At 73.5% G+C, this 22,417-nt stretch carries 26 protein-coding genes; 12 read left to right on the plus strand and 14 right to left on the minus strand.

Going from position 1 to position 22,417, the window contains the following annotated elements:
* Positions 1 to 9 precede the first annotated feature (9 nt).
* Positions 10 to 732: a DNA alkylation repair protein gene (locus BLU82_RS10445; RefSeq protein WP_092619439.1), complete on the minus strand. Its 723-nt coding sequence runs from the start codon at positions 730 to 732 to the stop codon at positions 10 to 12.
* A gap of 98 nt (positions 733 to 830) precedes the next feature.
* Between BLU82_RS10445 and BLU82_RS10450 the strand changes: the two genes are divergently transcribed.
* The 3 genes from BLU82_RS10450 (at position 831) to BLU82_RS10460 (ending at position 3,593) form a co-directional block, all read left to right on the plus strand.
* On the plus strand, positions 831 to 2,246 hold the full coding sequence (locus BLU82_RS10450) for an NAD(P)/FAD-dependent oxidoreductase (protein WP_092619442.1): 1,416 nt from the start codon (positions 831 to 833) through the stop codon (positions 2,244 to 2,246).
* Between the two features lie 97 nt (positions 2,247 to 2,343).
* Positions 2,344 to 2,931, plus strand: coding sequence for a hypothetical protein (locus BLU82_RS10455; RefSeq protein ID WP_092619445.1), 588 nt, complete (start codon positions 2,344 to 2,346; stop codon positions 2,929 to 2,931).
* Positions 2,932 to 3,023: 92 nt separating this feature from the next.
* The gene (locus BLU82_RS10460; protein WP_092619448.1) at positions 3,024 to 3,593 is read left to right on the plus strand and encodes a dihydrofolate reductase family protein; all 570 of its coding nucleotides are present in this window, start codon (positions 3,024 to 3,026) and stop codon (positions 3,591 to 3,593) included.
* Positions 3,594 to 3,929: 336 nt separating this feature from the next.
* Here BLU82_RS10460 and BLU82_RS10465 read toward each other — a convergent pair whose 3' ends face one another.
* Together BLU82_RS10465 and BLU82_RS10470 are read right to left on the minus strand one after the other, a co-directional pair.
* Complete coding sequence (locus BLU82_RS10465; protein ID WP_197682854.1) at positions 3,930 to 5,198, minus strand: HRDC domain-containing protein; 1,269 nt, start codon at positions 5,196 to 5,198, stop codon at positions 3,930 to 3,932.
* Entirely contained in the window at positions 5,195 to 5,797 is a 603-nt protein-coding gene (locus tag BLU82_RS10470; RefSeq protein WP_092619453.1) for a DUF3000 domain-containing protein, read from the minus strand. Before BLU82_RS10470 ends, BLU82_RS10465 begins: the two co-directional genes overlap by 4 nt.
* 59 nt (positions 5,798 to 5,856) lie before the next feature.
* On the opposite strand from BLU82_RS10470, the gene hemE reads away from it, so the two are divergent.
* Positions 5,857 to 6,939: a uroporphyrinogen decarboxylase gene (gene hemE, locus BLU82_RS10475; protein WP_370246314.1), complete on the plus strand. Its 1,083-nt coding sequence runs from the start codon at positions 5,857 to 5,859 to the stop codon at positions 6,937 to 6,939.
* Here hemE and BLU82_RS10480 read toward each other — a convergent pair.
* Complete coding sequence (locus BLU82_RS10480; RefSeq protein ID WP_092619459.1) at positions 6,903 to 7,847, minus strand: DUF4349 domain-containing protein; 945 nt, start codon at positions 7,845 to 7,847, stop codon at positions 6,903 to 6,905. The two genes, hemE and BLU82_RS10480, sit on opposite strands and share 37 nt — an antisense overlap.
* 128 nt (positions 7,848 to 7,975) lie before the next feature.
* Here BLU82_RS10480 and hemG point away from each other — a divergent pair, with 128 nt between their 5' ends.
* Together hemG and hemQ are read left to right on the plus strand one after the other, a co-directional pair.
* The gene (hemG, locus tag BLU82_RS10485; protein ID WP_197682856.1) at positions 7,976 to 9,403 is read left to right on the plus strand and encodes a protoporphyrinogen oxidase; all 1,428 of its coding nucleotides are present in this window, start codon (positions 7,976 to 7,978) and stop codon (positions 9,401 to 9,403) included.
* Positions 9,400 to 10,104, plus strand: coding sequence for a hydrogen peroxide-dependent heme synthase (gene hemQ, locus BLU82_RS10490; RefSeq protein WP_092619465.1), 705 nt, complete (start codon positions 9,400 to 9,402; stop codon positions 10,102 to 10,104). The genes hemG and hemQ overlap by 4 nt, the downstream gene beginning before the upstream one ends.
* On the opposite strand, the gene BLU82_RS10495 is transcribed toward hemQ, so the two are convergent.
* From BLU82_RS10495 to msrB, 5 genes are all read right to left on the minus strand, one after another.
* Positions 10,101 to 10,826 (minus strand): hypothetical protein, encoded by a 726-nt coding sequence (locus BLU82_RS10495; protein ID WP_092619468.1) that lies wholly within the window; start codon positions 10,824 to 10,826, stop codon positions 10,101 to 10,103. The two genes, hemQ and BLU82_RS10495, sit on opposite strands and share 4 nt — an antisense overlap.
* On the minus strand, positions 10,823 to 11,326 hold the full coding sequence (locus tag BLU82_RS10500; RefSeq protein WP_092619471.1) for a SigE family RNA polymerase sigma factor: 504 nt from the start codon (positions 11,324 to 11,326) through the stop codon (positions 10,823 to 10,825). The genes BLU82_RS10495 and BLU82_RS10500 overlap by 4 nt, the downstream gene beginning before the upstream one ends.
* A gap of 65 nt (positions 11,327 to 11,391) precedes the next feature.
* Positions 11,392 to 11,853 (minus strand): hypothetical protein, encoded by a 462-nt coding sequence (locus BLU82_RS10505; protein WP_092619474.1) that lies wholly within the window; start codon positions 11,851 to 11,853, stop codon positions 11,392 to 11,394.
* Positions 11,850 to 12,293 (minus strand): GNAT family N-acetyltransferase, encoded by a 444-nt coding sequence (locus tag BLU82_RS10510; RefSeq protein WP_092619477.1) that lies wholly within the window; start codon positions 12,291 to 12,293, stop codon positions 11,850 to 11,852. The genes BLU82_RS10505 and BLU82_RS10510 overlap by 4 nt, the downstream gene beginning before the upstream one ends.
* Positions 12,294 to 12,297: 4 nt before the next feature.
* Positions 12,298 to 12,714: a peptide-methionine (R)-S-oxide reductase MsrB gene (gene msrB / locus BLU82_RS10515; protein WP_092619480.1), complete on the minus strand. Its 417-nt coding sequence runs from the start codon at positions 12,712 to 12,714 to the stop codon at positions 12,298 to 12,300.
* Between the two features lie 96 nt (positions 12,715 to 12,810).
* Between msrB and BLU82_RS10520 the strand changes: the two genes are divergently transcribed.
* A complete protein-coding gene (locus BLU82_RS10520) occupies positions 12,811 to 13,230 on the plus strand; it encodes a DoxX family protein (protein ID WP_092619483.1) in 420 nt (139 codons plus the stop codon).
* Between the two features lie 6 nt (positions 13,231 to 13,236).
* Here the strand turns inward: BLU82_RS10520 and ligD are convergent, their stop codons facing one another.
* From ligD to BLU82_RS10540, 4 genes are all read right to left on the minus strand, one after another.
* Positions 13,237 to 14,283, minus strand: coding sequence for a non-homologous end-joining DNA ligase (gene ligD / locus BLU82_RS10525; protein ID WP_092619486.1), 1,047 nt, complete (start codon positions 14,281 to 14,283; stop codon positions 13,237 to 13,239).
* On the minus strand, positions 14,280 to 14,882 hold the full coding sequence (locus BLU82_RS10530) for a hypothetical protein (protein WP_197682857.1): 603 nt from the start codon (positions 14,880 to 14,882) through the stop codon (positions 14,280 to 14,282). Before BLU82_RS10530 ends, ligD begins: the two co-directional genes overlap by 4 nt.
* A 79-nt stretch (positions 14,883 to 14,961) precedes the next feature.
* Entirely contained in the window at positions 14,962 to 16,026 is a 1,065-nt protein-coding gene (locus BLU82_RS10535) for an ATP-dependent DNA ligase (RefSeq protein ID WP_092619489.1), read from the minus strand.
* 32 nt (positions 16,027 to 16,058) lie between these two features.
* Positions 16,059 to 16,745: a pyrimidine reductase family protein gene (locus BLU82_RS10540; RefSeq protein ID WP_197682858.1), complete on the minus strand. Its 687-nt coding sequence runs from the start codon at positions 16,743 to 16,745 to the stop codon at positions 16,059 to 16,061.
* A gap of 24 nt (positions 16,746 to 16,769) precedes the next feature.
* Between BLU82_RS10540 and zapE the strand changes: the two genes are divergently transcribed.
* The 4 genes from zapE (at position 16,770) to BLU82_RS10560 (ending at position 19,207) form a co-directional block, all read left to right on the plus strand.
* Positions 16,770 to 17,819, plus strand: a complete 1,050-nt coding sequence (gene zapE / locus BLU82_RS10545; RefSeq protein ID WP_092619492.1) for a cell division protein ZapE — start codon at positions 16,770 to 16,772, stop codon at positions 17,817 to 17,819.
* Positions 17,820 to 17,882: 63 nt separating this feature from the next.
* Positions 17,883 to 18,443: a DJ-1/PfpI family protein gene (locus BLU82_RS10550; protein ID WP_092619495.1), complete on the plus strand. Its 561-nt coding sequence runs from the start codon at positions 17,883 to 17,885 to the stop codon at positions 18,441 to 18,443.
* Positions 18,444 to 18,501: 58 nt separating this feature from the next.
* Entirely contained in the window at positions 18,502 to 18,789 is a 288-nt protein-coding gene (locus tag BLU82_RS10555; protein WP_092625678.1) for a CopG family ribbon-helix-helix protein, read from the plus strand.
* Complete coding sequence (locus tag BLU82_RS10560; RefSeq protein WP_197682859.1) at positions 18,782 to 19,207, plus strand: type II toxin-antitoxin system VapC family toxin; 426 nt, start codon at positions 18,782 to 18,784, stop codon at positions 19,205 to 19,207. Before BLU82_RS10555 ends, BLU82_RS10560 begins: the two co-directional genes overlap by 8 nt.
* Before the next feature lie 7 nt (positions 19,208 to 19,214).
* Here BLU82_RS10560 and BLU82_RS10565 read toward each other — a convergent pair whose 3' ends face one another.
* Positions 19,215 to 21,449, minus strand: a complete 2,235-nt coding sequence (locus tag BLU82_RS10565; protein ID WP_092625680.1) for an AAA family ATPase — start codon at positions 21,447 to 21,449, stop codon at positions 19,215 to 19,217.
* Between the two features lie 118 nt (positions 21,450 to 21,567).
* On the opposite strand from BLU82_RS10565, the gene BLU82_RS10570 reads away from it, so the two are divergent.
* Entirely contained in the window at positions 21,568 to 22,410 is an 843-nt protein-coding gene (locus BLU82_RS10570; RefSeq protein ID WP_092619501.1) for a PPK2 family polyphosphate kinase, read from the plus strand.
* The last annotated feature ends 7 nt before the right edge of the window (positions 22,411 to 22,417 follow it).

A 22,417-nucleotide genomic window follows, 5' to 3' on the forward strand; every position in this document is an offset into this window, starting at 1 on the left:
GATCGGAAGCTACCCACGAGTAACAATACTCGGTGGGTCGATGTTACGCAGTGCCTCGCGGCGTGACAACGGCGACAGGTCGGCCTCGTGCGCGGCGACGAACGCGCGCACCCAGCCGGGGTCGCGTTTGGCGTGCTCGCGCAGTGCCCAGCCGATGCCCTTGCGCAGGAAGAAGTCCTTGACGTGCACGTTGGCCTCGATCGCCTCGGCCAGCAGGTCGACGTCGGTGCCGGCCTTCGAGCCGATCTGGCAGATGACGGCGGTGCGACGGCGCCAGAGGTCGGCGTCGCGGGCCCAGGCTCTGATGGTCGGGGTCGTCCGGTCCGGGTGGGCGCGCAGCACCGGGCCGACGGAGCGGATGGCGAGCTCGTCGACGAGGTCCCACCAGGCGCCGGTGACGACCATGTGGTCGTAGAGGTCGAGCGCGTCCGGCTGCGTCGCATAGGCGGCGTACGGTTTCAGCTGCGCCAGCGTGGTGGCCGCGTAGCGCTCCTCGCGGAACTCCGCGCCGTCCCACAGCTCCAGCACCGTGGCCCGCCAGCTGCCCTCGTCGCGCAGCCGGTGCGCCGCGAACACCGGTTTCAACGCGGCCGTGCGGGCCGGCTTCTTGACGCCGAGCAGCGGCATCGCGGACTTCACGTACGCCCGCATCGGCTCGGCGGCCTCCGGGTCGGCGGCCGCGCGCAACGCCGTCCGCACGGCGTCGACGAGTGCGGTGTCGGTGGCGCTCATGACCGCAACCGTAGGCCGTCACAATTGGCAGTCGTGACGATCATCGGCGCGGACGGCGGCGTGTCGCGGGGGCGAGTGTCGTTAGGCTGAGCCTTCACATGACCGGCTCGTACGATCTCATCGTCATCGGCGCCGGGCCCGCTGGGCTCGCCGCCGCGTGGCGGGCTGCCCAGCGGGGCCTGAAGGTGACGCTGCTCGAGCGGGCCGACCACGTCGGCGGGCTGGCCGCGTCGTTCGAAGTGGGCGGGGTGCGGGTCGACCAAGGGTCGCACCGGCTCGACCCCGGCACGCCGCCGGCCATCCTGCACGACCTGCGCGCCCTGCTCGGCGACGACCTCCAGCAGCGGCGGCGGACGAGCCGCATCCGCGTCGGCGACCAGTGGCTGGCGCTGCCGCTGCGGGCCGACGAGGTCGCGCGGCGGCTGCCGCCGTCGTTCCTGGCCCGGGTCGCGCGCGACTCCGCGGTGTCGAGGTTCCGCCGCGAAGAGGCCGACACCTACGGCGGGCTGGTGCGCAACCGCGTCGGGCCGGCGCTGTACGAGTCCATCTACGGGCCGCTGGCCGAGAAGCAGTGGGGCATGCCGGGCGACCGCATCAGCGCCGAGCAGGCCCGCCGCCAGACCGACCGGCTGGGCACCTGGCGGGTCGCGGCCCGGGCGCTGCGCCGCAGCCGCAAGCGCGGTACGTCCGCGACCGGCGGGGGCTACTACTACCCGCGCACGGGGTTCGGGCAGCTGGTCGAGGCGCTGGCCGACGCCGCGGTCACGGCGGGGGTGGAGATCCGCTGCGAGGCCGAGGTCGACCGCGTCCGCGTCACCGAGGACGAGGTCGAGGTCAGCACCCAGGACGGCGACGTCATCACCGGCGGGCTGGTGTTCTCGACGCTGCCGCTGCCGGTGCTCGCCCGCATCGCCCGCCCGGCGCCGTCGCTGACGTCCATCGAGTCGTCGGCGCGGCTGCGCTACCGCGCCATGCTGCTGGTCTACGTCGTGCACCAGGGCGGCCGGTGGAGCCCGCACGACTCCCACGACATCCCCGACCCGCGCACGCCGGTGTTGCGCATCTCCGAGCCGGCGAACTACCGCAACAACCCCGACGACCCCGTCGACCGGTCGGTGCTGTGCGCCGAGATCCCGTGCTCGATGACCGACGACGTGTGGGGCCTCGACGACGAGTCCCTCGCCGACCTCGTCGACGAGGCGCTGGGGCTGACCGGGCTGCCGAAGCTCAACCGCGTGCACGTCGAGAGCCGCCGCATCGGCCAGTCGTACCCGATCTACCGGGTCGGCTACGAGCAGGACCTCACCGACGTCGACACCTGGGCCCGCATGATCCGCCGCGTCGTCACCCTCGGCCGTCAGGGCCTGTTCGTGCTGGAGAACATCGACCAGGCGCTGCTCCTGGCCTACGGCGCCGTCGACGCCATCCGCGACGACGGTCGCTTCGACCGCTACGCCTGGACGGTGGCGCGCGAACGCTTCGCCCGCTCCGGCTACGTCGACGGGCTCAGCTGAGTCTTTTTATTCGCTGGCGCCGCCCGCGTTCACGGGACACACTGCGACGATGCCGCCTGGCGCTCGCCGGGCCGGGTCGCCGGAAAGGACTGTCGCCATGCGTCTCGAGAACGTCGAACCCCCGAGCGGACTGACGACGGACGGGTTCGTCCTGCGGCCGATCCTCGCCGCCGACGCCGAGCTGGACTACGCCGCCGTCATGGAGAGCCGGGAGTACCTGCGCACCTGGGAGCAGACCAGTTGGCCCGCGGACGACTTCACCGTGGCGGACAACCGGGCGGACCTCGAAGGGCTCGAGCGGCGGCACCAGGCCCGCCAGGCCTACACCTACACCGTCATGAACCCGGCCGGCACGGAATGTCTCGGCTGCGTCTACCTGATGCCGACCGACGCGCGATCGTTCGCCGGGGCGCGCATCACGCCGGTCGGCGACCGGCGGTGGGACGACTACGCCGCCGCGGTCTACTTCTGGGTGCGCAAGTCGCAGCTGGCGGCCGGGACCGACCGGGCGCTGCTCGACGCCCTGCGCAGCTGGCTGGCGCGCGACTGGAGTCTGGGCGGCCATCTCTTCGTCACCAACGAGCAGTTCACCCAGCAGGTCGGCCTGATCGGGCAGACGGATCTTCAGCTGCGGTTCGAGGTCCTGGAGAAGGACAAGCCGGGCAGGTACCTCGCCTACGACTGATGTCGCGTCGCCCCGGTGTCGAGAACGCGCGATCGGCTCCGTCCCAGGATCACACGGGCCACGACAGGCCGCGGACCAGAGGGAGGATCATCATGCGCAAGCTCATCGTCCAGCAGTGGGTGACCGTCGACAACATCGCCGCGGAGGAGGACGGCGGGCTCGGCTTCGTGTCCGTGGAGCCGTTCTCGGAGAAGTCGGACCCCGCGTTCAAGGCGGCCGTGATGGGCTTCATCGACACCGTCGACACCATGATCCTCGGCGCCACCACCTACGCCCAGTCCGTCGGCTACTGGCCGACCGTCGACGACCAGGGCGAATACGGGCAGAAGCTCAACGGCCTCACGAAATATGTCGCCTCGTCGAGGTTGACCGAGGCCCCGTGGGGCGCCTTTCCCGCCGCGACCGTGACGCCGGACCCCGTCGGCACCGTCCGCGAGCTCAAGGAGCAGAGCGGCAAGGACCTCTGGCTGTGGGGGAGCCTGAGCCTCATGCACTCGCTGCTCGACGCCGGGGTGGTCGACGAGGTCCGCATGCTGGTCTGCCCGGTGTCGCGCGGCAAGGGAACGCGCGTCTTCGAGGGCGCGCACGACCTCCAGCTGGTCGAGGCGACCGGGTTCGGCAACGGCCTGGCCCTGGTGCGCTACGCGATCAAGACCACCTGACCCGCGTGGCGCGATGTTGTCGGTGCCCGCCCGTAGGGTGGGCCCCACCCGGGCCGGGAGGGGTCGACCTACCACGGTGCGACGCCCGCGCAGCGGCGTCACTGGACCTCGCCGCTTCCACACGTGGGCGCTGCGCCGCAGTCGGCCATGATCATCAACCTTCTGTGCTGCTCTGACAACGCAGAAGGTTGATGAAACCCGCTGGCGGCCAGCTGGGAGCTGGGCCCATTTTCGGCCGGCCCCCTGACGCTGCTTGAACGCCCCCGACAATCGGAAGCGGCAGGGGGCTGGCCAGCGCGGCAAGCAAAGCCGACGAGAGCCCGGCGAACCGGGAAGCTACACCGACTCGGCAGGCGGCGCCGGTGGCTCCGGCGCAGGCGCAGGAGCGGGCTCCGGCGGCTCCGGGTTCGCGAACGCCTCCGCCACCGCCTCCGCCGTCAACCCGATCTGCCACTCCCGGGCGCCGCGCCCGCGGAACAGCTCGGCCACGGTCTCGGCGGTGAGCGGCGTCGGCGGCGTCCAGGCGGCCCGCCGGAGGGTGTCGGGGGTGAGCAGGTTCTCGACCGGCAGCTGGTTGGCCTCGGCGATCGCCGTGACGCGGGCACGGGCGGCGGCCAGGCGGGCGGCGGCGTCGGGCTGGCGGGCGGCCCAGGCGCGCGGCGGCGGCGGGCCGTCGTACGGGGCGGTCTGCGGGGGCAGCTCCTTGTCGGGCAGGGCACGCGCGTCGGCGACGGCGCCGAACCAGCGGGAGAGCTCGCGCCGCTGCGACCGGCCCCGGTACACCGGCATGGCCGACATGGCCTCGGCGCTGGTCGGCATGGTCAGCGCGGCCTCGACGATGGCGGCGTCGGGGAGCACCCGGCCGGGGGAGAGGTCGCGCTGCCGGGCCAGCTCGTCGCGCGCGTACCAGAGCTGACGGACGACGGCGAGGCGGCGGCGGTCGCGGACGCGGTGCAGCCCGGACGTGCGCCGCCAGGGGTCGGGGCGCGGCTCCTGCTGCGGCGCCGCGGCGATGGCGGCGAACTCCTCGTGCGCCCAGTCGAGCTTGCCGGCCGCGATCAGCCGCTCCTCGAGCGCGTCGCGCAGCTCGATCAGCAGCTCGACGTCGAGGGCGGCGTAGCGCAGCCAGTCCTCGGGCAGCGGCCGGGTGGACCAGTCGGCGGCCGAGTGGCCCTTCTCCAGCGTGTAGCCGAGCACGCTGTCGACCAGCGGGCCGAGCCCGACGCGGGGGAGGCCGAGCAGCCGGCCGGCCAGCTCGGTGTCGAACAGCCGGGCCGGCTTCATGCCCACCTCGGCGAGGCAGGCGAGATCCTGCGACGCGGCGTGCAGCACCCACTCGGCGTCGGCGAGGGCGGCGCCCAGCGCGGACAGGTCGGGGACGGCGATGGGGTCGATCAGCGCGGACCCGGCGCCGTTGCGGCGCAGCTGGATGAGGTAGGCGCGGTGCCCGTAGCGGTAGCCGGACGCGCGCTCGGCGTCGACGGCGACCGGCCCGTCGGCGGCCGCGAACGCCGCGATGGTGGCCTTCGCGGCGTCGGTGTCGGTGACGACGTCCGGAAGGCCGTCGCGCGGCTCCAGCAAGGGAGTCGAGGCGTCGTCCGTCAACGGTCCCGCCTACGACGAGTCGGTGGCATCGCGACGACGCCGGCCGGCAGCGGCACCAGCCCGGCCGCCGTCGTCAACGCGTCGCCCCAGGCCAGGGCGTGTGCGGTGAGGTCGGCCTCGAGCGGTGTCCAGGACGCGCGGATCTCGATCTCGGCGCTGGCCAGCTCGCCGGCCATGCCGCCGAATCCCTCGGACGCGACCCGGGTGACGGTGCCGCTGGCCGCGGTGTACGGCGCGGACCGGCCGGCCAGCGACTCGACGATCCACGTCCAGCCGACGGCGAGCAGCAGCGGGTCGGCGCCCATCTCGGGCTCGAGGCTGGCGCGCAGGTACGTGACCAGGCGGAACTCCCCGTGCCAGGCCTCCTGGCCGGCGGGGTCGTAGAGCAGCACGAGCCGCCCGGTGGCGGTGGCATCCTCGTCGGCTTCGTCGACGAAGACGTCGGCGCTGAGCGCGTGCGTATGCGGCGCCAGCCGCTTCGGGGCCGGGGTCTGCTCGAGGCGGACCTCCCGCCGGAACTGGGCGGACGTCAAGGAACGCACGGCACGCTCGAAGACAGCCGGTACCCCCGGCTGGAGACCCTCGGTGTCCCTTGCCACAATTGGCAGACTAGGCCCGTTTGACGGTCGCGTCAGGCAGGCACGCCCGCCATGCGACGATCAGTGATGTGACCGTGACCTTCGACGACAACGCCACCGCGCCCGCGGATCCGTCCGACAGCCTGTTCCTGCGCGCCTGCCGCGGCGAGCGCACGAGCCGTCCACCTGTGTGGTTCATGCGCCAGGCGGGACGTTCGCTGCCCGAGTACCGGCGGCTGCGCGAGGGCGTGCCGATGCTGGAATCGTGCACGCGGCCCGACATGGTGACCGAGATCACCCTGCAGCCGGTCCGCCGGTACGGCGTCGACGCCGCCATCTTCTACTCCGACATCGTGGTGCCGCTGCGGGCGGTCGGCGTGGACGTCGACGTGAAGCCGGGCATCGGGCCGGTGCTGGGCCACCCGATCCGGTCCCGCGCCGACCTCGACCAGCTGCGCCCGCTCGAGCCCGACGACGTCGCGTTCGTCGACGAGGCGGTGCGCACGCTGGTCGGCGAGCTGGGCGGCACGCCGCTGATCGGCTTCGCGGGCGCGCCGTTCACGCTGGCCTCGTACCTCGTCGAGGGCGGGCCGTCGAAGAACCACGAGGTCACGAAGGCGCTCATGCACAGCGATCCGGAACTGTGGCACGAGCTGCTCAGCCGGGTCGCCGGCATCTCCGCGTCGTTCCTCGACGTCCAGGTGCGTGCCGGGGCGAGCGCCGTCCAGCTGTTCGACTCGTGGGCCGGCGCGCTGTCGGCCGCCGACTACGCCAAGTTCGTCCACCCGCACAGCGCCGAGGTCCTCGACAGCGTCATCGACGTGCCGCGCATCCACTTCGGCGTCGGGACGTCCGAGTTCCTGCCGCTCATGGCGTCGGCCGGCGCGGACGTCGTCGGCGTCGACTGGCGGCTGCCGCTGGACGAGGCCGCCCTGCGGGTGCCGGGCAAGCCGCTGCAGGGCAACCTCGACCCCGCGCTGCTCGGCGCCGACTGGCCGGTCATCGAGCGTGAGGTGCACCGCATCGTGGCCGAGGGCCGGCGGGCGCCGGCGCACATCTTCAACCTCGGCCACGGCGTGCTCCCGACCACCGACCCGGACGTGCTGGCCCGCGTGGTCGAGACGGTTCAGGCGGCCGGCGAGTCCGGCAGCGGCGCCGGCTGACGCTGGCCCCGTCGCCGCTTGGCGATCTGCCAGGCGGGGACGCCGACCAACGCGGCGACGGCGGCGAACGGCAGCACCGCGCCGAGCGCTGTGAGGAACCCGCCGCCGACCGTCACGAACGCGTCCCAGCCGCCGGCCAGCCCGGCGAGGAAGCCGTCATCGTCGTCCTCCTCCTGCGGCGGCTCCTCGCCCTGCTCGTACAGGTGCAGGGTGACGGTGGCCATCGCGGTCAGCCCGGCCAGCTGCTCCTTCCGGCTCAGCAGCGCGTCGAGGTCGGCCTCGCGGGTGGCCAGCTCGGACTCGATGCTGACGACGTCGGCGAGCGCGCTCGCGTCGGCCAGCAGGGCGCGGATGCGGGCGATGCTGGCGCGCTGCGACTCGATCCGCGACGCGACGTCGACGACCTCCTGCGTGACGTCCTCGGTGCCGCGGTCGCGGCTGGTGACCTCGCCGAGGGACTCCAGCTCGGTGACCGCCTGCTGGTGCCCGGTCGACGGGACCTTCAGCGTGAGGACGGCGTCCTGGTCGCCTGAGACCTGCTCGCTGGCGACGAATCCGCCGGCCGTCGTCGCGATGGCCGACGCCCGGTTCGCCGCGGCGAGGACGTCGTCGGTGCCGATGGTGAGGTCGACCGTGTAGATGATCGACCGGCCGTCGACCGCGTTGGCCACGTTGGTGAGGACTCCGCCGTCGCTGCTGGCCTGGTCGCCTTTGCCTCCGTCTTCGCCTTCGCCGGCGGCCTGGTCGCCGTCGCCGGCCGCGTTCTGCTCCGGCGCCTCGGCGGCCGGCGCGGGCTCGTCGGCGGCCGAGGAGCCGCCGCTGTCGCTGTCGTCCGCGCCGCCGCAGCCGGCCAGTGCGAGGGCCGCGAGCAGCGCGACCGCTGTCCCGAACGTCGTCCGTCGTGTCATGACGCCTCCCGAGGTCGGTGTTGCCAGGTTCGACGGGACGGGCCGCGGCCGGGTTGCGGACCGGCTGGTCACGATCGGGGAACGACCTGGTCACGGGCGTGAGATGGGCCCATGCGATGCTGGGGCGCGTGAGCGGAGTGCGCGTGGCGGTCGTCGGTGGCGGGATCAGCGGACTGGCGGCGGCGTGGTTCCTGCGGCAGTCGCTCGGGCCGTCGGCGCAGATCGTGGTGCTGGAGAAGCAGCCGGTCGTGGGCGGGCACCTGCGGGTGTCCGAGGTGGCCGGGCTGCCCGTCGACGAGGGCGCGGAGTCGCTGCTGGCGCGCCGGCCCGAGGCGGTCGAGCTGGCCCGCGACGTCGGCCTCGGCGACGACATCGTGCACCCCGCGGCCGTCGGCGCCGGACTGTGGAGCCGCGGCTCGATCGTCGCGCTGCCGGCCGGGACGGTCATGGGCGTGCCCGCCGACCCCGCGCAACTGGGCGGCGTGCTGACGGCGGCGGAGATGACGTCGGCGATCGTCCGCGACGCCGCGGACCCGCTGAGCGTGGACGGCGACGTCGCGATCGGGCGGCTGGTGCGTTCGCGGTACGGCGACGCGGTGGCCGACCGGCTGGTCGAGCCGCTGCTCGGCGGCGTGTACGCGGGGCGGGCGGACGAGCTGTCGCTGGACGCGACGGTGCCGGCGTTGGGCGCGGCGGTGCGGACGGCGCAGTCGCTGGGCGAGGCGGTGGCTCTGACGGCGCCGCGCCCGGCCGGGCCGGCGCCGGCTGCTGGGCCGGTGTTCGCCGGGCTGACCGGCGGCGTCGGCCGGTTGCCGGGCGCGGTGGCAGCGGCGTCCGGGGCCGAGGTGCGCACCGGCGTGACGGTGCGCTCCATCGAGCGGACGGCGGACGGCTGGCGGCTGGTGACCGGGCCGGTCCCGGAGCCGTCGGTGCTGGACGTCGACGCGGTCGTGGTGGCGACGCCGGCGGTGGCGGCGGCCCGGCTGCTGGCGTCGGCGGCCCCGGCGGCCGCAGCGGAACTGGGCGGCGTCGAGGCGGCCAGCATGGCGATCGCCACGCTCGCGCTGCCGGCGGGCGGGTTCCCGGCGGCGCCGTCGTCCTCGGGCTTCCTGGTGCCGCCGGTGGACGGGCGGACGGTCAAGGCGGTGACGTACTCGTCGGTGAAGTGGCCGTGGCTGGGCGGGCGGGCCGAGGCCGGTGGGCTGGTGCTGCTGCGCGCGTCCCTCGGCCGGCACGGCGAGTCCCGTGACCTGCAGCGCGACGACGACGACCTGGTCGCGGCCGCGCTGGCCGACGTCCGGGCGGCGACGGGCTACGCGGGCGGCGTCGTCGACTCGCGGGTGACCCGGTGGGGCGGGGCGCTGCCCCAGTACGCCGTCGGGCACCTGGACCGCGTCGCGCGCATCAGGGCCGCCGTCGAGCCCGTCCCCGGGCTGGCCGTGTGCGGCGCCGTGTACGACGGCGTCGGCGTCGCGGCCTGCGTCGGGGCCGCCCACGACGCCGCGGGGAGGGTGGCCGCGTACCTGTCGGAGCGGCGTGCCAGGATCGAGACATGAGCGACACCGCGTCCAAGCCGAAGGCCCGCGAGCTGAACCAGGTCATCCGCTACACCATGTGGTCGGTGTTCCGGCTGCGTGCGCCGCTCGGCGCCACGTCGCGGTCCGACCTCGCCGACGAGGTCACGGCGCTGTTCGCCGAGCTCGCCGCCAAGGACGTCGTCATCCGCGGCACCTACGACGTCGCCGGCCTGCGCGCCGACGCCGACCTGCTGATCTGGTGGCACGCGCCGGCCATCGAGGACCTCCAGACGGCGTACCACCGGTTCCGCGGCACCGCGTTCGGCCGCCAGCTCGATCCCGTCTGGTCGCAGGCCGCCATCCACCGCCCGGCCGAGTTCAACAAGAGCCACATCCCCGCCTTCCTCGCCGACGAGGAGCCGCGCGCGTACGTGTCGGTGTACCCGTTCGTGCGCTCGTACGAGTGGTACCTGCTGCCCGACGCCGAGCGCCGCCAGATGCTCGCCGACCACGGCAAGATGGCCCGCGACTACCCCGACGTGCGCGCCAACACCGTCGCGTCGTTCTCCCTCGGCGACTACGAGTGGATCCTCGCCTTCGAGGCCGATGAGCTGCACCGCATCGTCGACCTCATGCGCCACCTGCGCGGCTCGACGGCACGGCGGCACGTCCGCGAAGAGGTCCCGTTCTACACCGGCCGTCGGCTGGCGCTGCCCGACCTCGTGGCGGCGCTGCCCTAACCGCTCACCTCGACGTCGATCGGCCCGCTGTAGAGCGTGAACGCGTCGACGAACTCGAGCTCGACGTAGACCTGGTAGGTGCCGGGCTCGAGCGGTTCGTGCTGCGGCTGGGTCACGTCCCCCGGCGTGCACTGCCGGAGGAACGAGTGCACCGGGTAGGTGACGCTCTGGCCCTGCGCCAGCATGACGCCGTGGAGTGAGGCCTGCTGTGGTCCCGGTTCCGTGACCACCGAGCCGTCGTGCGCGACCAACGTCTCGGGGAACCGGCCCGTGGCGCCGGTGAACGGCTGCTCGCTGACGTTGGTGATGGTGGCGGTGCCGATGGGCTCGTCCCAGTCATCGGGGTCCACCGAGTCGTCGAGTTCGACGGTCATCTGCAGCGGTGAGTCGGGCGCCGGACCCTGTTCCTTGACGATCCAGCCGCAGCCGCGCGTAGTGAACGCCTGCTGCGGACCCGGCGCCGGCGACTTCTCCACGGTGGGCAGGCCGCTGGGCGTCGGCGACGGGTCGCCGGCCACCGGGGGAGTGAGTGGCCCGTCCTGGTCGAGCAGGCCCACCGCGGCCACGGAGGCGGCCGTCGCGGTGAGCACGACCGCGGCGCCGGCGGAGGCGATCCGGGTGCGACGGCGGCGGGCGATGCGGCCGTGGAGCCGGTGAAGGTCCAGCGCACCGGGGCCGGGGGCGTCGGCGGCGAGATCGTCGAGGCGGGAGCGCAGGGTCATCGCAGTTCCTCCGGCGCGTCGGTGAGCAGGGGTTCGAGCCGGGCGCGGGCGTCGCTGAGGTGCCGCTTCACCGCGCCGGGCGTGCAGCCCAGCACGTCGGACACCTGCGCCACCGAGAGGTCCTCGTAGTAGTGCAGCACCACACAGGCTCGCTGCCGCGGCGACAGCGAGGCCAGCGCGGACCGCAGGTCGGCGCCGTTGACGACGGCACCCTCGGGTCCGGCGACGTCGGAGCGGCCGGCGACGAGGTGCCGGACCCGCAGCCACCGGCCCGACCTCCGCCGCCCGTCGACGTGGATGGTGAGGATCGCCCGCCGCACGTACGCCTCGGCCGACTCCAGCGTCAGCCCGCGCGTCGTCCGGCCGAAGGCGCGCAGCAGCGCCTCCTGCACCAGGTCGGCCGCCTCGGCGGCGTCACCGGTCAGCAGGTACGCGTAGCGAAGCAGCGCCTGGCCACGGGTCTCCGCCAGATCGGTGAAGACGTGCTCCCAGCTCGCCACCGGCCACCTCCGCCCTCTCACCCACTAGGACGAACGGCGGGCCGATCCGGTTGGGGTGCCGTGCATCAGCGCAGGTCGATCCCGGCCGGGCCGGCGTAGAGCGCGATCTCGTCGCCGTCGTCGGGGCGCAGGTCCCAGCGGACGTACACCTCGTAACGGCCGGGCGCGAGGGCAACGTCGGCCGCAGCGGAGTCGCACTGCCGCAGCACCGAGTGCAGGTCCGCCGACAGCGACTCGCCGGGCGCCAGGTCGACCCGCACGTTCACGGCCGGCATGGCGCCGGGTTCGGTGACGACGACGCCGCCGCGGGCGATCCAGACCCAGGCCGCCGGTCCGCTCATGCCGGTGATCCGCCGGTCGCCCGTGTTCATGACGGTGAAGGTGCCGAGCGGGCCGCGGTGGTCACGGGCGTAGCCGGCGACCAGACGCACCGTCAGCGCCAGCGGCACGTTGGGCGCCGGGCCGAGCATCATCACCCGGCCGCCGCACTGGCCCGCGCGAAACGCCTGTGCGTCGACACGCGTCATGACGGCGCCGGGCGGTCCATCGGCAGGTGCGGGATGTGGCCGTCGAGGAATTCGGGGCCGGTGACGGTGAAGCCGTAGCGGCCGTAGAAGCCGGTCAGCTGGACCTGGGCGGCCAGCACGCATCGACGCGCGCCGATGCGGTCGAGGGCGGCGTCCATCAGCCGCCCGGCCAGGCCGGCTCCGCGGGCCGACGGCGCCACGACGACCCGGCCGATGCGGGCCGCGCCGTCGGGGTCGTCGAGGATGCGCAGGTAGCCGACCGGCTCGTCGCCGCGGGCCAGCCACAGGTGGACGGCGGACGGCTCGAGGTCGCGGCCGTCCAGCTCGGGGTAGGGGTCGCCCTGCTCGACGACGAACACGTCGGAGCGCAGGCGCAGCAGCCGGTACAGCGTCGTCGCGTCGAGCCGGTCGATGGTGGCGGAGTGCAGGATGAGGTCCACCGGCTCAGTGTGCCGGATCGGCCTCCCGCCGCTGCAGCGAGATGCCGTTGATGCAGTAGCGCAGGTCGGTCGGGGTGGCGAAGCCCTCGCCCTGGAAGACGTGGCCCAGGTGCGAGCCGCAGCGGGCGCAGCGGACCTCGGTGCGGACGGTGCCGAAGCTGCGGTCCTCGATGTACTCGACGCGGTCCTCGGCCAGCGGCGCGTAGAACGACGGCCAGCCGCACTGGGCGTCGAACTTGGTGGCGGACTCGAACAGCTCGGCGCCACAGGCGCGACAGGAATAGACGAACGGCTGGTCGTCGGCGTGCTCGAGCGGGCTGGTGAAGGCGCGCTCGGTGCCGGCCTCGCGCAGGACGTGGTACTCCTCGGGCGTCAGCTCGGCCCGCCACTCGGCGTCGGACTTCTCGATCTCGTAGCTCATATCTGGTGAACCCCCTGGAAGACGGCCGGATTCCCAGGTGTGAGCGTACGCCGCGAGGGAATGATGGAGGTGAACTCCTCACCCCGGAGGCGCGACATGGACGTCGTGTTCCTGATCGGCCGCATCCTCTTCGTCGGGCTCTTCCTGGGCAGTTCGGCCGCCCACCTCACCGACCGCGGCGCGATGGCCGGCTACGCGGAGAGCCGCGGCGTGAAACCGGGGCAGCCGGCGGTGTGGATCACCGGCGCGCAGATCCTGATCGGCGGGCTGTCCGTGCTGCTCGGCGTCTGGATGGACGTCGGCGCGATCCTGCTGGGCCTGTTCACGCTCTCCGCGGCGCTGCTCATGCACCGCTTCTGGCCCGAGAAGGACCCCATGGTGCGCCAGCAGGAGATGACCCAGTTCATGAAGGACATCGCCCTGACCGGCGCGTCGCTGATGCTGCTCTTCCTTGTCTGGGAACTGGGCGACGCGACGCCGCTGACGCTGACCGACCCGCTGTTCGACGTCGACTGACGGGCCTCAGTCGAAGGTCGCGCGGCGCGACGGCTGCACGCGCAGCGGCTCGCCGGGCATCTTGGGGTACTCCGGCGGGTACGGGAGGTCGCCGAGGTCGTGGTCCTTCTCGTCGCGGGCGGCGAGCTCGAGCAGCGGCTCCAGCGAGTACGCCACCTCGGCCACACCGGCGTGGAGGTCGCCGACGGCGGCGAAGCGGGCCGGCATGGTGGTGATGTCGAAGTCCTCGGGCCGGGCGTCGTCGACCTCGTCCCAGGACAGCGGCGCCGACACGGTGGCGCGCGGGCGGGGCCGCACGGAGTAGGCGGAGGCGATGGTGCGGTCGCGGGCCATCTGGTTGAAGTCGATGAAGATGCGCTCGCCCCGCTCCTCCTTCCACCAGTCGACGGTGACGCGGTCGGGCATCCGCCTCGCCAGGGCGCGGCCGAACGCGATGACGGCACGGCGGGCCTGGACGAAGTCCCACTCGGGCCGGACGGGGACGTACAGGTGCATGCCGCGGCCGCCGGACGTCTTTGGGAAGGCGTCCATACCGAGCTCGCGCAGCAGCGCCCGGGCCTCGTGCGCGACGACGACGGCGTCGGCGTAGTCGGTGCCGGGCTGCGGGTCGAGGTCGATGCGCAGCTGGTCGGGGTGGTCGGCGTCGGGGCGGCGGACCGGCCACGGGTGGAACGTCAGCGTGCCGAGGTTCGCCGCCCACACGACGACGGCCAGCTCGGTGGGGCAGACCTCGTCGGCGGTGCGGCCGCTGGGGAACGCGACTGTCGCGGTCTCGACGTAGTCGGGCGCGCCCTTGGGGATGCGCTTCTGGTAGAACGCGTCGCCGCGGTTGTCCTGCCGCGTCGACAGCTTCGCGCCCTCGAAGACGCCGCCGGGCCAGCGCTCGAGCGTGGTCGGCCGCTCGCGCAGCGCGCCCAGGATGCCGTCGCCGACCGCGATGAAGTACTGGACGACGTCGAGCTTGATGAGGCCGCGCTCGGGGAAGTAGACCTTGCTGGGGCTGGACACCCGGACCTTGCGGTCACCGACCTCCAGCTCGATGGCCTCCCTCATGCCGTCCCCGAGGTGGTGCCGTTGTCGGCCGGACGCTCGGCCGGACGTTCGGCCGCGCGCCGGTCGCGTTCGGCCGCGTGCTCGGCCTCGACCTCGGATTCCCAGTCGGGCTCGCCCTTGGCCAGCAGGTGCAGCACCGGCACCTTGAGCCGGCGGCGCGCGCGGGCGGTCCAGTCGACGTGGAACAGCTCGGCGACGACGTGCGGGCGGGTGAGGATGATGATCTCGGCCGCGCCGCACTCCTGCGACAGCGCGCAGAGGCGGTCGAGCGGGTCGGTGGCGGTGACCTCGCCGCCGGCCTGTGCGCCCGCCTTCGCGAACGCCTCCAGCGACTGCGCCAACGAGCGCTTGCTGGCGGCGCGGATCTCCTCGTGCACGCGCTCGAGGTCGGCTTCGTCGACGTACATGGCGGCGGTGCCCATGACCTCGCTGGCGGCGAGCGATCCGATGGTCGACTCGACCCGGCTGGCGGCGTCCTCGACCGGGATCAGGACGTGGTAGCGCACCGGTTCGGGTGTGTCGGCGTGCAACGCCACGATCTGGCGCGCGTCCCAGTCGGCAACGGGCTCTTCGACGAGCACCACGATGTTGTACGACATGGCGACCTCCCAGGGGTCGGCACCGGCGGGGCTGCACACCATACCGGCCTCGGTTCCATTCTCGCGCAAGGGCGGCGGATCAGCCCAGCACGTCCGCGAGGTCGAACTTGACCGGTTCCTCCAGTTGCGCGTAGGTGCACGACGCGGGCTCGCGGTCGGGACGCCAGCGGACGAACTGCGCGGTGTGCCGGAACCGGACGCCCTCCATGTGGTCGTAGCGGACCTCGACGACGCGTTCGGGGCGCAGCGGGACGAACGAGAGGTCCTTGCCGTTGCTCCACCGGCTGTACTCGGCGTTGCGCGGCGTGCGCGTGCCCTCTTCCTGCTTCGTCCACGACCACGGGTGGTCGTCGAACGACGTGACCAGCGGCTGCAGCTCCTCGAACAGCTCTTCGCGCCGCTTCATGGGGAACGCCCCGATGACGCCGACGCTGGCCAGCACGCCGTCGTCGCCGTAGAGGCCGAGCAGCAGCGAGCCGATGCGGTCGGGCCCGCTCTTGTGCACGCGGTAGCCGGCGACGACGCAGTCGGCGGTGCGCTCGTGCTTGATCTTGAACATCACCCGCTTGTCGGGCTCGTAGACGCCGTCCTGCGGCTTGGCGATGACGCCGTCGAGGCCGGCTCCCTCGAACTGGTGGAACCACTGCTCGGCCAGCGACCTGTCGGTGGTGGCGGTGGTGACGTGGATGGGCGCCTGCGCGGCGGCGAACGCCTCGACGAGGGCGGCGCGGCGCTCGCGGAACGGCCGCTGGGTGTAGTCGACGTCGCCGAGGGCGAGGAGGTCGAACGCGACGAACTTGGCGGGGACGGTCTCGGAGAGCATGGTGACGCGGCTGGCGGCGGGGTGGATGCGCTGCTGCAGCATCTCGAAGTCGAGGCGGTCGCCGGCCTCGCCGACCAGCACGATCTCGCCGTCGACGACCGCACGCTCCGGGAAGTTCGCCCTGACGGCCTCGACCAGCTCGGGGAAGTACCGCGTCATCGGCTTCTCGTTGCGGCTGCCGATCTCGACGTCGTCGCCGTCGCGGAAGATGATGGACCGGAAGCCGTCCCACTTGGGCTCGAAGCTGAGATCGCCGTCGGGGATGCCCTTGACGGGCTTGGCCAGCATCGGCGGCACGGGCGGCAGGACCGGGAGTCGCATGGCCCCAGTGTGTACCACCGCACCGACAACGGTCAGGACCGGCGCGCCACCCAGCGCATCAGCAGCGTGCCGCCGTCCTCGAGGATGTGGCCGAGCGACCAGTCGCTGTGCAGCGACGACGGCGCCTCCAGCAGACGGTGCGACCGGCCGCCGACCATCGACGGCGTCAGCGTGTAGCAGAGCTCGTCCAATGCGCCGGCCGCGACGATCGAGGCCAGCAGGTGCGGGCCGCCCTCGCACAGGATGCGGGTCAGGCCGCGCTCGGCCAGCGCCCGCACGGCGGCGGGGACGTCCAGCGACGCCTCGCCCGCCACGACGACGTCGGCGACCCGGCGGAGCGCCGCGAGCCGGTCGGGCGGTGCGGACGCGCAGGTCAGCACGATGGTGCGGTGCTCGGCCGCGGCGAACAGCGGCGCCGACGGGTCGAGGTCGAGACTGCGGCTGGCCACCGCGATGGGCCGGTCGACCGGGCCGTAGTGCTCCGCGCGGACGGTGCCGGCGCCGGCCAGGACGACGTCGGCCAGCCGCCGCAGCAACGCCAGCACGACGCGGTCGGGCGGGCTGGACACCGTCGCCGAGCGCCCGTCGGGCCCCTGCACGGCGCCGTCGAGGCTGGTCACCATGTTCGCCCGGAGCCAGGTGGCGCCGCCGGACAGCGGCGGGTAGGCGTAGGCGGCGTCGAGGCCGGCGGCGCCGCCGGGCGGATAGAGCTGCTGCACGGGAAGAACCTTACGATTGCTGCCATGCCGGACCGCCTCGCCGACCGTCGTCCGGACGTGCCGGCTGGACGGCTCGTCACCGACATGGTGCCACCGCCGCGGTTCCGCCACGTCGGATTCGACGGCTACCGCGCCGACCCCGCCGTCCCCAGCCAGGCCGAGGCGGTCGCGGCGGCGCGGGCGTTCGCCGCGGCCCTGGGCGACGGCGACGGCGGGCGGCGCCGCGGGTGGTTCCGGCGTGCGGAGGCGGCGGCTCCGGGCGCCGGGCTGTACCTCGACGGCGGCTTCGGCGTCGGCAAGACGCACCTGCTGGCGTCGCTGTGGCACGCCGCGCCGGTGCCGCCGGAGCGCAAGCTGTTCGCCACCTTCGTCGAGCTGACCAACCTCGCCGGCGCGCTCGGCTTCGCCGCGACCGTCGAGGCGCTGTCCGCGCACCGCCTGGTCTGCGTCGACGAGTTCGAGTTGGACGATCCCGGCGACACCGTGCTGGTGTCGACGCTGCTCGGCCGGCTGTCCGAGCGCGGCGTCCGGCTGGCCGCGACCAGCAACACGCTGCCCGGCCAGCTCGGCGAGGGCCGGTTCGCGGCGGCCGACTTCCTGCGCGAGATCCAGGCGCTGGCCGCCAGATTCGCCGTCGTCCGGGTCGACGGCGACGACTACCGCCACCGCGGGCTGCCGGCGGCGCCCGAGCCGGTGCCCGACGACCTCGTCGCCGCGAGCGCGACGGGGGAGGGCGTCACCCTCGACGACTTCGACGCGCTGGCCGCGCACCTGGCCACCGTCCACCCGTCCAGGTACGGACCACTGCTCGACGGCGTGCGGCGGGTGCACCTGCGCGGCGTGCGCACCGTCGACGACCAGTCGACGGCGCTGCGGCTGGTGGTGCTGGCCGACCGGCTCTACGACCGCGACCTGCCCGTCGTCGCCGGCGGCGTGCCGCTGGACCGGCTGTTCACGCCGGAGCTGCTGGCCGGCGGCTACCGGAAGAAGTACTTCCGCGCGGTGTCGCGGCTGACGGCGCTGGGCCGCGACGGCGCTGCCACGCTCACGTCGCACCGGCCGCCCTGGCGGTGACGGACGGCGCGGGTGGAGACTGGCGAGGTGCCCAGTCCGTAGCACGACGAGGAGGTCCGGCCCATGCCCAAGGTGCTCATCCTGACCGGTGACGCGGCCGAGGATCTGGAGTTCTTCTACCCCTACCAGCGGCTGCTCGAAGAGGGCTACGAGGTCGACGTCGCGGCGCCGTCGGCGAAGAAGCTGCAGTTCGTCGTGCACGACTTCGTCGACGGGTTCGACACGTACACCGAGAAGCCGGGCCACAGCTGGCCCGCCGACCTCGCCTTCGCCGACGTGAACGTCGACGACTACGTGGCCGTCGTGGTGCCCGGCGGGCGGGCGCCGGAGTACATCCGCAACGACCCCGACGCGCAGCGCATCGTCAAGCACTTCATGGACGGTGGCCTGCCGACGGCCGCCCTGTGCCACGGCCCGCTGCTGCTGGCGGCCGCCCAGACCCTGTCCGGACGCCGCTCGTCGGCCTATCCGGCCCTCGCCGTCGACGTCGAGACCGCGGGCGGCACCTACGTCGACGGCGCCGGCGTGGTCGACAGCAACCTGGTGACCGGGCGCGCCTGGCCCGACCACCCGCAGTGGTTCGGCGCGTTCATGGACCAGCTGCGCAAGGCCGCGCCCGCCTGATCGGGACGCCTGTGGATGACGCGGTGACATATTTATGTCACCGCGTTATCCTTGATCCATGCGAACGACGGTGCGCCTCGACGAGGACCTCATGCGCCAGGTCAAGGAGTACGCCGCCCGCAGCGACCGGACCATCACCTCGATCCTGGAGGACGCCTTGCGCCAGCTGCTCGAACGAGAGCGCCGCGACCTCGGCGGCCTGCGACCCGACATCGTCGAGCTCGTCACCTTCGACGGCGACGGGCTGCGCGTCGGCATCGACCTGGACGACCGCTCCACCTGGGCCGACCTGGCCGAGGCGGAGGACGCCGAGCACTTCCGGGCCATCGACCATGCTGATGCCTGATGTCAACGTCCTGGTCTACGCTCACCGCGGCGAGCTGCCGCAGCATGCGCCGCACCGCGACTGGATGCGGGGTCTGCTGGAGGGGATGGAGAGCTACGCGGTCAGCGACGCCGTCGTCAACGGGTTCCTGCGGCTGGTGACGAACCGGCGCGTCTTCCGGACGCCGACCCCGCTCGACGACGCGCTCCGATTCGCCGACGTCTTCCGCCATCGGCCGCAGGCGATCATCGTGGCGCCGGGGCCGCGGCACTGGCCGATCTTCCAGCGGCTCTGCCACGACACCGGCGCCGCCGGCCGCGACCTCCCCGACGTGCAGCTCGCGGCGGTGGCCATCGAGCACGGCTGCGAGTTCGTCACCGCCGATCGCGGGTTCGCCCGATTCAAGGGCCTGCGGCTGCAGCCGGTTCCGGCCGCCTAGTCCGCCCTCAGGTGAGCATCGGCGGCAGCGGCTCGGCGTGCAGCAGCACCAGCCGCTGGGTGGGCCGGGTGACGGCGACGTAGAGGTCGGTGGCGCCGCGGACCGACTCGGCCAGCAGCTCGGCCGGCTCGACCACCACGACGGTGTCGAACTCGAGGCCCTTGGCCTGGCCGGCCGTCAGCACCGCCACCGGCGCGTCCAGCGCGTCGGCCGTCGACGCGCGCGAGACCGGCACCGGCAGCGCCGTGGCCAGCCCGCCGTGCACGTCGTCGAGCAGCGCCGCCGGCACCAGCACCGCCAGCCGCCCGGAGCCGACCGCGTCGAGCTCGGCCGACACCTCGGTGACCAGCGACTCGACGAGGTCCAGCGACGACCAGACCGGCACCGCGCGTGGCTGTTCGCCGGTCGAGCGCACCGACGCCGGCGGCTCCAGCGCGGGGTCGATGGTGTGCAGCACCCGGGCCGCGAGGTCCATGACCTCGCTCGGCGTGCGGTAGTTGACGCTCAGCGTCTCCTGCCGCCAGCGGCCCGGCACGTGCGGCTCGAGCACGTCGGCCCACGACCGCGCGCCCGCCGCTGCCCCCGTTTGCGCGATGTCGCCGACGACGGTCATCGAGCGGCCCGGCGCCCGGCGCATGACCATGCGCCACGCCATGGGCGACAGCTCCTGCGCCTCGTCGACGATGACGTGCCCGAACGCCCACGTGCGGTCCAGCCCGGCCCGCTCCGCGACGCTGCGCCGGGTCTCGCCGCCCCGGTACCGCTGCGCCACCAGGGACGGGTCGACCGGGATCTCCAGCTCCAGCTCGTCCAGCAGCTCGCGGGCGTACTGGATCTCGGCCTCCTCGCGCTGGCGCGCCAGCCGGGCCGCCTCGTCGGGGTCGTCGACCTCGCCGAGCAGTTCGGCGGCCTCGTCCAGCAGCGGCACGTCCGACGTCGTCCACGGCTCGCCGGGGGACCGCGCCAGCAGCGAACGCTCGGCCGCCGTCAGGTCGGCGCCGGCCGAGGCCAGCAGCGACGGCGTCGCGAACAGCTCGTCCAGCAGCCGCTCGGGCGTCAGCGCCGGCCACAGCTCGTCGAGGACGGCGGCGACGGCGGGCTCGGCGGCGAGGTCGGCGCGGATCTCCGCGAGGTCGTCGTCGTCCAGCGACTCGCCCAGCACCCGGGCCTGCTCGTCGGCGAGGTGGTGCAGCAGCTCGCGGACGAACACGCGGCGGGCGACGTTGTGCGGCTTGCGTGCGCGGCGGGCACGGGTGCGGGCCGCCCGGACCGCCGACGGCGCCAGCGTCAGCTCGACGCGGTCGACCTTCAGCTCGACCGGTCCCGGCAGCAGCCGCTGACGGTCGCGGACGGCGACGGCGATGACGGTGGCCATGCGGGGGTCGCCCTTGACGACGGCGACGTCGGCGGGGTCGTCGCCGCCGGCCTCGACGCCGGGCACCAGTTCGCCGACGGTGGCCAGCACGACGCCGGTCTCGCCCAGCGACGGCAGCACCTGGTCGATGTAGTGCAGGAACGTGCGGTTCGGACCGACCACCAGCACACCGCTGGAGCCCAGGCGGTCGCGGTGGGTGTAGAGCAGGTACGCCGCGCGGTGCAGCGCCGCGACCGTCTTGCCGGTGCCCGGCCCGCCCTGCACGACCAGCACGCCGCCCAGCGGCGACCGGATGATGCGGTCCTGCTCGGCCTGGATGGTCGCGACGATGTCGGACATGCGGCCGGTGCGGTGCTCCGTCAGCGCCGCCAGCAGCGCCGCCTCACCGCGCAGCGTGCCCTGGCCGCCGGCCGGCATGGCCGCGAGGTCGAACACCTCGTCGTCGACGGCGAGCACCCGGCGCAGGCGGGTCTGGATGTGCCGCCGCCGGACCAGCTCGCCCGGGTCGGCGGCCGTGGCCCGGTAGAACGGCTCGGCCGCGGGCGCCCGCCAGTCGACCAGCAGCTGGTCGTAGTCGTCGTCGGTGAGCCCCATGCGGCCGATGTAGCTGGTCTGTCCGTCGCGGAAGTCGAGCCGGCCGAAGCACAGCCCGCGGTCGACCGACCCCAGCCGTTCCAGCCGCTCGACGTCGCGGGCGACGAACGCCTCGCGGTCCCATACCGACGCGTGGGTGCCGCCGTGCTCGCGGTACAGCGTGGCCAGCCGCTCCGTGAGCCGCTTCTTCAGCTCGTCGAGCCGGTCGTACAGATGGGTGATGTACGGCTGTTCCTCGTCGACGGCGTCGTCGTGACCGGCCGCCGGCCGGATGGCCGCGTCGTGCTTCTCGGCGTCGATGTCGTTCCCTTTCCGAAGCCGTCCGGTCCAACCGGACCGAATCGTCAAGTGTAGCGGCCCCCGCCCTGACCCCCTCCGTTACGCTGAATCGATGACTCAGCCGACGTGGTCGTCGCTCCTTCGTCTCCCGTCCGGGCCGGTCGACCTCTCGGCGCTCGACACCCGTGCCACGCCGGGCTTCGACGGCAAGAAGGCCGACGGCCAGGCGGCGCTGCAGGAGCTCGGCCCGGCCATCTCCGACCTGCAGGAGCGGCTGTTCGCGGCCGGCCGCAGCGGCGGTGACCAGCGGCTGCTGCTGGTCCTGCAGGGCATGGACACCTCCGGCAAGGGCGGCACCATGCGCCACGCCGTCGGGCTGATGGACCCGCAGGGCGTCAGCATCCGGGCGTTCAAGGCGCCGACGCCCGACGAGCGGCGCCGCGGCTTCCTCTGGCGCATCCGCCAGGCGCTGCCCGAGGCCGGCCAGGTCGGCGTGTTCGACCGCAGCCACTACGAGGACGTGCTGGCCGCGCGGGTGCGCAAGCTGGTGCGGCCGGCCGTCATCGAGTCGCGCTACGACGCGATCAACGACTTCGAGGGCGAGCTGGCCGCGTCCGGCTGCGTCGTCGTCAAGGTCATGCTGCACATCTCCGCCGGCGAGCAGCGCGACCGGCTGGCCGAGCGGTTGGAGAACCCGGCGAAGTACTGGAAGTACAACCCCGGCGACATCGACGACCGCAAGCTCTGGCCCGACTTCCAGCACGCCTACGAGCTCGCGCTGGAGCGCTGCAACACCGGCGCCGCGCCCTGGCACGTCGTACCCGCGGACCGCAAGTGGTACCGCAACCTCGCGGTGACGAACCTGCTCATCGAGCACCTGCAGGCGCTGGATCTGGGCTGGCCACCGGCCGATTTCGACGTCGACGCCGAGAAGGCGCGGCTCGCGGCGTCCTGACCCGCGT

The organism is Jiangella sp. DSM 45060 (assembly GCF_900105175.1).
Taxonomy (GTDB): Bacteria; Actinomycetota; Actinomycetes; order Jiangellales; family Jiangellaceae; genus Jiangella.